This is a genomic window from Rhizobium sp. P1_B8 (genome assembly GCF_056406515.1).
In genome coordinates this window covers 86,292-94,699 of record NZ_JBFTZZ010000026.1, presented here as the reverse complement: position 1 = coordinate 94,699, position 8,408 = coordinate 86,292, and the positions used below count along the sequence as shown (strand labels likewise).

At 61.8% G+C, this 8,408-nt stretch carries 7 protein-coding genes; 6 read left to right on the top strand and 1 reads right to left on the bottom strand.

The features are described 5' to 3' along the window. Positions 1-1,211, bottom strand: a 1,211-nt coding sequence (locus tag AC1D2N_RS26820) for an ROK family protein (protein ID WP_477982335.1), incomplete at its 3' end; no start/stop codon positions are given. Positions 1,212-1,406: 195 nt separating this feature from the next. Here AC1D2N_RS26820 and AC1D2N_RS26815 point away from each other — a divergent pair. The 6 genes from AC1D2N_RS26815 to AC1D2N_RS26790 all read left to right on the top strand — a co-directional run bounded on the left by AC1D2N_RS26815 (position 1,407) and on the right by AC1D2N_RS26790 (position 8,331). Further along, positions 1,407-2,681, top strand: a complete 1,275-nt coding sequence (locus AC1D2N_RS26815; RefSeq protein ID WP_130729194.1) for an ABC transporter substrate-binding protein — start codon at positions 1,407-1,409, stop codon at positions 2,679-2,681. Between the two features lie 132 nt (positions 2,682-2,813). Beyond that, a complete protein-coding gene (locus tag AC1D2N_RS26810; protein WP_018242688.1) occupies positions 2,814-3,698 on the top strand; it encodes a carbohydrate ABC transporter permease in 885 nt (294 codons plus the stop codon). Further along, the gene (locus tag AC1D2N_RS26805; protein WP_115157262.1) at positions 3,698-4,549 is read left to right on the top strand and encodes a carbohydrate ABC transporter permease; all 852 of its coding nucleotides are present in this window, start codon (positions 3,698-3,700) and stop codon (positions 4,547-4,549) included. The genes AC1D2N_RS26810 and AC1D2N_RS26805 overlap by 1 nt, the downstream gene beginning before the upstream one ends. Positions 4,550-4,595: 46 nt before the next feature. After that, on the top strand, positions 4,596-5,741 hold the full coding sequence (locus AC1D2N_RS26800; protein WP_130729193.1) for an ABC transporter ATP-binding protein: 1,146 nt from the start codon (positions 4,596-4,598) through the stop codon (positions 5,739-5,741). A 17-nt stretch (positions 5,742-5,758) separates the two neighbouring features. Beyond that, a complete protein-coding gene (locus tag AC1D2N_RS26795; protein WP_477982334.1) occupies positions 5,759-7,897 on the top strand; it encodes a beta-galactosidase in 2,139 nt (712 codons plus the stop codon). Positions 7,898-8,109: 212 nt separating this feature from the next. Beyond that, the gene (locus AC1D2N_RS26790) at positions 8,110-8,331 is read left to right on the top strand and encodes a hypothetical protein (RefSeq protein WP_018242684.1); all 222 of its coding nucleotides are present in this window, start codon (positions 8,110-8,112) and stop codon (positions 8,329-8,331) included. The last annotated feature ends 77 nt before the right edge of the window (positions 8,332-8,408 follow it).

Sequence of the window (8,408 nt, the reverse complement as noted above, 5' to 3'; positions counted from 1 at the left end):
GCCGACGACGAGTCCACAGGTCTGACGCCGGCGAGATTGGCGATGTCCGTGATGCCGCCGGAGGATTCGAAGTCGAATATTTTCTGGGTGACGAGGGCAGCGGCGCCCCGAGCCCAGGAATTGTCCTCCCAGTCGGGCAAGAGGGGCGGGGCGGTTCGGAAGGTCCGGGCAGCGAGGGCTTCACGCAGTGGCGTCAGGAAAGGCTCGCCGAGGGAGACGGCTTCGCCGCCGGCGACGATGACTTCGGGATCGGTGATGTTGACGAGATTGGCAAGGGCGGTGCCGATGCCGCGGCCGGAATTGGCGACGAGGGCGAGGGCGGCGGCATCGCCTGATGCGAGCGCAGCCGACAATTCCGGCAGTCCCAGCTCCTCGCGGCCGGTCGCTTCCCGCCAGCGTCTCAGCATCGATGCTTCGGAGTGATAGGCCATCAGGCAGCCGCGCTTGCCGCATTCGCAGAGCCGGCCGTTCTCCTCGTAGAGGGTGTGGCCGAACTTGCCGGCCGCGCCGTTTGCGCCGCGGTAGAGCTTACCGTCGATGACAAGCGCGCAGCTGATGCCGACGCCGACGGCGAGGACGGCCATGTTGCGATGCTGGCGGCCGAGCCCGAAGAGCTGCTGGGCAATGGCATAAGCGTTGGTGTCGTCCTCCAGCCAGACCGGTACATGGACACGGCTGGCGACGAGCGAGGCGAGGGGGACGTTGTTCCAGCTGAAGCGGTGGCTGCGCACGCAGGCCGTCTGTTCGTGATTGATGACACCGGGCATGGAGATGCCGATGCCGGCGAGCTTCGCATCCGGCCGGCCGGCGAGCTTTACCAGTTCTGGCACGGTGCCCGCCAGCAGGTCGGCGACCTTATCGGGGTCGTGGCCGTCGAGGTTTACTCGCATGGCGGCGACGGGGTTGGTGGCAAGGTCGGTTGCCACGCACTCCACCGAGTCGACCATCAGTTTGAAGCCAACGGCGAGTGCGTGTTCATAGTTGATATCTACCGGGATCGGGCGGCGGCCGGTGAGGCCGGGCACGGTCTTCCCTTCGATGACGATGCCTTCCTCCAGAAGGTCGGCGACGACAAAGGTGACGGCGGCAGGACTTAAACCAATCACCGTCGCGATGTCGGCGCGGCTCCTCGGCCCCTCCCGCCGGAGAAGGTTGAGGATGAGGCGTCGGTTCATGGCTCTCGCCGTGGTCTGGTCGCCTTTTAACTTCACGATGCATTCCTTAATTTTGTAAATTAATTATTGCGGGCTGCAACGATCTATGCATAAGTTCGGCCGCGGATCAACTCAGCCAGGCGGATTATCGCTGGAATCGCCGAGCGGATCGCAGCGTTGAATGCCTGGTCGGTCGTTTCATGGAGGAGGCGACGGTCGGGAGATGTTGATCGATCAACTGGGAGGAATTCAATGACATTTTTGAAGCAATTTCCGACGACCACCCGCAGACGCTTCCTGAAGGGCGCGGGGCTGGTTTCCGCCGCAGCGGTCACCGGCAGCTTTCCGATCCCGGCGATCGCGCAAGCCCAGGAGGTCACGATGATCTCCGCCGAAAACAATGGTGCCGCACTTGATGCGCTGAAGGCGATTGCCGCGGGCTTCAGCAAGGAAGCCGGCGTCAATGTCGTCATCAACAATATGGACCACGAGGCCCACAAGACGGCCATTCGCAACTATCTCGTCGCCGGCGCGCCCGACGTCTGCTCCTGGTTTTCGGGCAACCGCATGCGCGCCTTCGTCAAGCGCGGCCTGTTCGACGACATCTCCGACCTTTTCGAGAAAGAGAAATATAAGGACGTCCTCGGCGCGACGGCAGGCGCCGTCACCGACGACGGCAAGCAGTATGGCCTTCCCACCGGAGGCACGCTCTGGGGCTTGTTCTATCGCAAGGATGTGTTCGAGCAACATGGTCTGACCGTGCCGAAGACGGCCGAAGAGTTCATGGCCTATGGCGACAAGTGCAAGGCCGCGGGCATCACGCCGGTTGCGATCGGCACCAAGGAATTGTGGCCGGCGGCCGGCTGGTTCGACCAGATGAACCTTCGCATCAACGGCCTCGACAAGCATATGGCGCTGATGAACGGCGAGATGAGCTATCTCGATCCCGCGCTGACAGCGGTTTTCGACCAGTGGGAGGCGATGATTTCGAAGGGGTTCTTCACGGAGAACCACACGTCCTTCGGCTGGCAGGAGGCCGCGGCGCTCTTGGCGCAGAAGAAGGCCGGCATGATGAATCTCGGCGCTTTCCTGCGCTCGGCTTTCACTGCCGAAGATCTACCGCAGCTCTCTTACGCGACCTTCCCGGTGCTCGACGCCAAGGTCGGCCACTACGAGGAATTCTCGGTCAACTCGATCCACATTCCCGCCAAGGCCAAGAACAAGCAGGGCGCGCGTGAATTCCTTGCCTACTTCTACAAGCCCGAGAATCTGGCGGCCTATCTGGAGCCGGGCGGCAACGTGCCGCCGCGCCACGACCTGCCGGCAAGCAAAGACCCGCTGGTCAACGTCGCCGTCGAGACGATGAAGACGGTGCAGGGCACGTCGCAATATTACGACCGCGACAGCGATCCCGATATGGCGCAGGCCGGCCTTGTCGGCTTCCAGGAATTCATGGCCAAACCCGACCGGCGCAAGGCCATCCTGACGCGCCTCGAGGGTACGCGCAAGCGCATCTACAAGATCTAGCAGCTCTCCCAGGGGCGGCGGCGAACCGCTGCTTCCAAGGGGTGGAGGCTGTTTGCCTCCACCCTTGGAGGAGGTGCGCCTCTGCTCCCGGAGCACGCATGAGTCTGCTCCTGTATTAATGAGGTTCTTGAGATGTTGATGTTATGGCGCCGCCAGCGCTGGTGGCTCACCCCGACTTTACTCATCGCGCCGGCGATATTGCTGTTCTTCACCGTCATCCTGCTATCGGCCGTCAGGAGCCTCTGGATCAGCCTGCACGACTGGGACGGCTTCGGCCCGATGGTCTGGATCGGCTTCGGCAACTACGTCGAGCTTTACAACGATCCGCAATTCTACGTGTCGCTGAAGAACAACCTGATCTGGCTGGTAATGTTCATGGCGGCACCGCCGATCGGGCTCGCCATCGCGCTGCTGGTCAACCAGAAAATTCGCGGTATGCGCTTCCTGAAGTCGCTGTTCTTCATCCCGCTGGTGCTCGCCTCGGTGACGGTCGGTGTGGTGTTCACCTGGGTCTATACGCCGGAGTTCGGGTTGCTTGCGCTGATCTTCAGGGCCTTCGGGGCGACGGCGCCAGCGGTTCTCTCCGACGAGCATTTCGTCACCTTCGCCATCGTGATTGCAGCACTCTGGCCGCAGATCACCTTCTGCATGGTTCTTTATCTCGCCGGGCTCAACAATCTCAGCGAAGAGCTGATCGGTGCCGGGCGCGTCGATGGGGCGAGGGGCTGGAACATGTTGTGGCACATCGTGCTGCCGCAGCTGACCCAGGTCACTTTCATCGCCATTGCCGTCACCGTGGTCGGGGCACTCAGGTCCTTCGATATGGTATCGGTGATGACGAATGGCGGCCCTTTCGGTTCGTCCTCGGTTCTCGCCTACCAGATGTTCGAACAGTCGATCTTCTCCTATCGCTTCGGTTACGGCGCGGCGATCGCGTCCGTGCTGTTTGTGATCATGGCCGCCTTCATCGTCTGGTACCTCAGCCGCATCATCCATACAGAAGAAAGGGGAGGCTGATGTATCCTCGTCCCATTCCCGAAGCCGACGTCTGGCAGCGCCGCCTCTATGTGCTCGCCGTCGTCATCGTCCTTCTGCTCTGGCTCTGCCCGCTGTTTGCGATCATCCTCACCTCGTTCCGTTCGACCGAGGATGTCATGGGCGGCAATCTGTGGGGATGGCCGACCGGCATCGGCGTGGTCGACAATTACACGGCTGTCTTCACGCAGACACCGATGGCCCGCTACTTCCTCAACAGCCTGACGATCACCATTCCCTCGGTGATCGGCGTCCTGGTGCTGAGCACGCTCGCCGGCTATGTGTTGTCGCGCTACCGCTTTCCCGGCAACATGCTGATCTTCGCGCTGTTCGTCGGCGGCAATTTCCTGCCGCACCAGATCATGATGATCCCGGTGCGCGACCTGATGGTCCGGCTCGATCTGATCGACACCACGGCGGCGCTGATCATCTTCCACGTCGCCTTCCAGACCGGCTTTGCAACACTGTTCATGCGCAATTTCATTGCCGCACTTCCCGACGAGCTGTTCCAGGCGGCGCGAGCCGAAGGGGCCTCTCCCTTCCAGACGCTGGTGCATGTGGCGATCCCGCTGGTGCGGCCGGCGCTGGCCGCACTTGCCATCCTGATCTTCACCTTCATCTGGAACGATTATTTCTGGGCCGTGGTGCTGACCGTCAGCGACTCCGTCAAGCCTGTTACCGCCGGCCTTGCCAATCTCCGCGGCGAATGGGTATCGGCCTGGAACCTGATTTCCGCCGGCACCATCGTCGTCGCCGTGCCGCCCGTCGTCATGTTCTTCCTGATGCAGCGCCACTTCATCGCCGGCCTGACGATGGGAGCGGTGAAGGGATGAGCCATCTCCTAACGTTCCAAGTTTCAACAGCAGAGAGCCAGGACGCATGACCAGTCTCGAACTCCGACAGATCAACAAGAATTACGGTGCTTATCACGCGCTGCGCGGCATCGATCTTTCCGTGGCGCAGGGTGAGTTCATCGTCATGGTCGGCCCCTCCGGCTGCGGCAAGTCCACGCTTTTGAAGTCGATCGCCGGCCTGGAGGAGATCTCCTCCGGCCAGATCCTGATCAACGGCCGCGACGTCAGCAAACAGGAGCCTGGGGACCGCGGCATCGCTATGGTCTTCCAGTCCTACGCACTCTATCCGCATATGACGGTGGCGGAGAACATGGGCTTCGGTTTGCGCATGGCCAAGCGCCCGAAGGCCGAGATCGAGGCGGCGGTGGCCCGCGCCGCCAAGATCCTGAGGATCACCGACCAGCTGGAAAAGCGGCCGAAGCAGCTCTCCGGCGGCCAACGGCAGCGCGTGGCGATCGGCCGGGCAATCACCCGTTCGCCCGACGTTTTCCTCTTCGACGAGCCGCTGTCGAACCTCGACGCAGCACTTCGAACCCAGATGCGCGTCGAGCTCAGCAGCCTGCATGCCGAACTCGGCGCCACCATGGTCTACGTCACCCACGACCAGGTGGAGGCCATGACCATGGCGAGCCGGATCGTCGTCTTGAACCAGGGAATAATCGAGCAGGTGGGCTCACCGCTCGAACTCTACCGCAACCCTGACAACCTCTTCGTCGCGGGCTTTCTCGGTGCCCCGCGGATGAACTTCCTCGGCGTTACCGTCGATGAGGTGTCCGGCCGCAATATCACGGTTTCGGCACCCGGCCTTGTGCCGGTGACGGTGGAACTGGCGGAGGCCGCGGTGCTGCCGAAGGGCGCCAGCCTGACGCTGGGTGTAAGGCCGGAAAACATATCGGTGGTCGCCGACGCTGCCCAAGGCGGGGCGATCAGCGGTGCGGTCCGACTGGTCGAGCATCTCGGGCGCGAAACCATCCTCTATATCGACGCCGGCAATCTCAGGACCATCGCCTCGGAAAGCGGCACCGGCAACATCACGGTGCAGCTGAGCTACGTCGCGCCCATTACCGCCGACCAAAACGTGGCGCTGAAGCTCGACGCCAGCGAACTTTATCTCTTCTCGCCCGACGGCGGACGCACGATCAGCGCCCGCAAGACGATCCTCGACAGATAATCACAGGAAACATCACCGTGTCCGACAAGACCGCAAACCTTTCCGTATGGAACTCCATCAAGACCGACCGCTTCCTCGTCGGCGCCCCGCATTATCCCGAGCACGTCGACGAAAGCTACTGGGAGCGCGACGCCGAGCGCATGGCAAAGGCCGGCTTCAACGTGGTCAGAATGGCCGAATTCGCCTGGCATATTCTCGAGCCGAAGCTCGGCACCTTCGATTTCGATCTGTTCGACCGTGCCATCGCCATGCTCGGGCGCTTTGGCATCGACACGATCATGTGCACGCCGACGGCAACGCCGCCGCGCTGGCTGACCGTGGCGCATCCAGAGATTCTAAGGGTCGACGGCAAGGGCCGACCGATGAGCCATGGCTCGCGGCAGCATTGCGACACGGCGAGCCCGGTCTTTCGCGAACACAGCCGGCGCATCACCAAAGCGATGGCCGAGCACTATCGCGACAATCCCTTTGTCGTCGGCTGGCAGACCGACAACGAGCTGAATACCAGCATGCCGGAGAGTTTTTCGAAGGCGACGCTCACCGAATTCCAGGCCTTTCTGGCCGGCAGATATGGCGAAATCGACAAGCTCAACACGGCGTGGGGCGGCGATTTCTGGGCGACGGCCTATGACAGTTTCGACCAGGTGGTGCTGCCGATCGAGTTCGGCCCGACCTTCCCGAGCCCCGGACATCTCCAGGATTATCACCGTTTCCTGGCCTTTTCGACGGCGCGCTTCCAGCACGACCAGGTCGAGATCCTGCGCGCCGTGAAACCCTCCTGGTTCGTCTTCCACAATCTCGGGGGTCTCAGAGATATCGACTTTCGCGGCCAGTTCACCACCGATCTCGATTTCGTCGGCTACGATATCTATCCGATGCTCTACGACGAGTTCCAACGGCTCGGAAACCACGCCAAGGTCCAGGCGCTGCACCTCGATATCTGCCGCGGTTTTTCCGGCAACTACATCGTTCCCGAGCAGCAATCGGGCTTCGGCAGCCAGCCGGGTTTCTGCACGCTGACGCCGGAGCCGGGCGAACTGCGCCGCATGGCGCTCTCCTCTGTCGCCCATGGCGCTGACGGTCTGATGTTCTTCCGCTGGCGCCCCGCGCATTTCGGCGCCGAGATCTATTGGATGGGCATCATCGACCACGACGACGTCGCCCGCCATCGCTATGACGAGGCGAAACGCTTCGCAACCGAGATGACCGCGCTAGCGCCCAAGATCCTCGGCACCCATGTGCGTATGGATGTCGGCATCGCCGGATCCGACTTCGACAATCAGGAAGCCCACAAGACCTATCCAATCGGCCTGCCGAGCCCACAGGACGATGCGATCCTGCTGCACCAATATTGCTACGACCGCGGCATTGCCTGCGGCTTCATTCATCCCGAGGACGATCTTTCCAAGCTCAAGCTGCTCTATGTTCCCCATTGGGTGATGTGGAAGGACGAATGGACAGAAAGGCTGAAATCCTTCGCCGAGCAAGGCGGCACTGTCGTCATCGGCGCGCGCACCGGCACGCGCAACGAAGACAACCACGTGATCCGCGAGACCGCGCCCGGCACCTCGCTGTCTCAGCTCACAGGCGTGCGCGTCGAGGATTTCGGCCGTCTTGCTGCCCCCGGCGCCAACGGGCTGTTCGATGTGATGGAGCGTTCGGGCGGGCTTGTCATTCCTCCGAACAAGCCGGCGGAATCGCACCGGCGCGAGCGCCGCTTCAAGATTGGCAACCGCGAACTGGCTGCCGGCTATTTTTATGAAAACCTTGCGACCGACGGCGATGTCGAAGTGGTCGCGGCCTGGTCGAACCGCTATGCCGAGGGCCAGCCGATGGCGACGTCGCGCAAGGTCGGTAAAGGGCAGGTGGTCTATGTCGGCACCTATCTCACGCCGGATCTGACGGCAGCGCTTGCCGGGCGGCTATTTGCGCCCGTCGGCATCGAGCCGCTGATCGGCGAGCTTCCCGAGGGTGTCGAGGTGACCATGCGGATGAATGACGACCGTCGGCTGCTGTTCATCCAGAACTACACCGACCAGCCGGCCGCCATCGGCGGCGTCCCCGCAGGCTGCGATCTCCTGAATGATGAAAACCCCGTTGCCGGCCGGCTCGATCTCGAAGGTTATGGCTGCGCGATCATCGAATTGGAGGGATGAGCTTGCGCGCGCCGTCGAAGCCCAAGAGCTGCCTCACACCAACCCTCTCCCCCAAATGGGGCGAGGGAACGTGTCTGAAGCCCCTTCGGCTCAAAACCGGTCATCATCGGGGAGTACCAGTCTGGCGAAGGAAGGCGGGAACGCAATGAATTTACAGCTCGTCGTTTAATGCAGTTTCGTGGAACTCATGTCCTCGACATGGGCGGCAGGTGATGATCTACGCTTATCCTCGCTTGGATCAGGTCACGCGCAAAGATGTGAAATCGAAGATTTTGCAAACAGCTCTTGAGCTTTTCTCGAGCCAAAGACGTGGATTCGCCCCGGAGAACGCCCCCGGCAATTTCGGCTTCCTGGACCGCGATCTGGATTCGATCATCGGTGACCCGTCGCGTGGCTGCTTCAAGTGCGGAGAACTCTGCCATTGCTCATCATAGCACAGTCCGAAGATCGAAACTGAGATAGTTTAAACGCGCCTTCATGAGTGCTGCGCGCGCCTACACAAGCTCCCTGT

Excerpts from the sequence above, each read along its gene's own strand:
- AC1D2N_RS26815 (WP_130729194.1), top strand. The coding sequence starts at position 1,407 with ATGACATTTTTGAAGCAATTTCCGACGACCACCCGCAGACGCTTCCTG.
- AC1D2N_RS26800 (WP_130729193.1), top strand. The coding sequence starts at position 4,596 with ATGACCAGTCTCGAACTCCGACAGATCAACAAGAATTACGGTGCTTAT.
- AC1D2N_RS26810 (WP_018242688.1), top strand. The coding sequence starts at position 2,814 with ATGTTGATGTTATGGCGCCGCCAGCGCTGGTGGCTCACCCCGACTTTA.
- AC1D2N_RS26790 (WP_018242684.1), top strand. The coding sequence starts at position 8,110 with ATGATCTACGCTTATCCTCGCTTGGATCAGGTCACGCGCAAAGATGTG.
- AC1D2N_RS26805 (WP_115157262.1), top strand. The coding sequence starts at position 3,698 with ATGTATCCTCGTCCCATTCCCGAAGCCGACGTCTGGCAGCGCCGCCTC.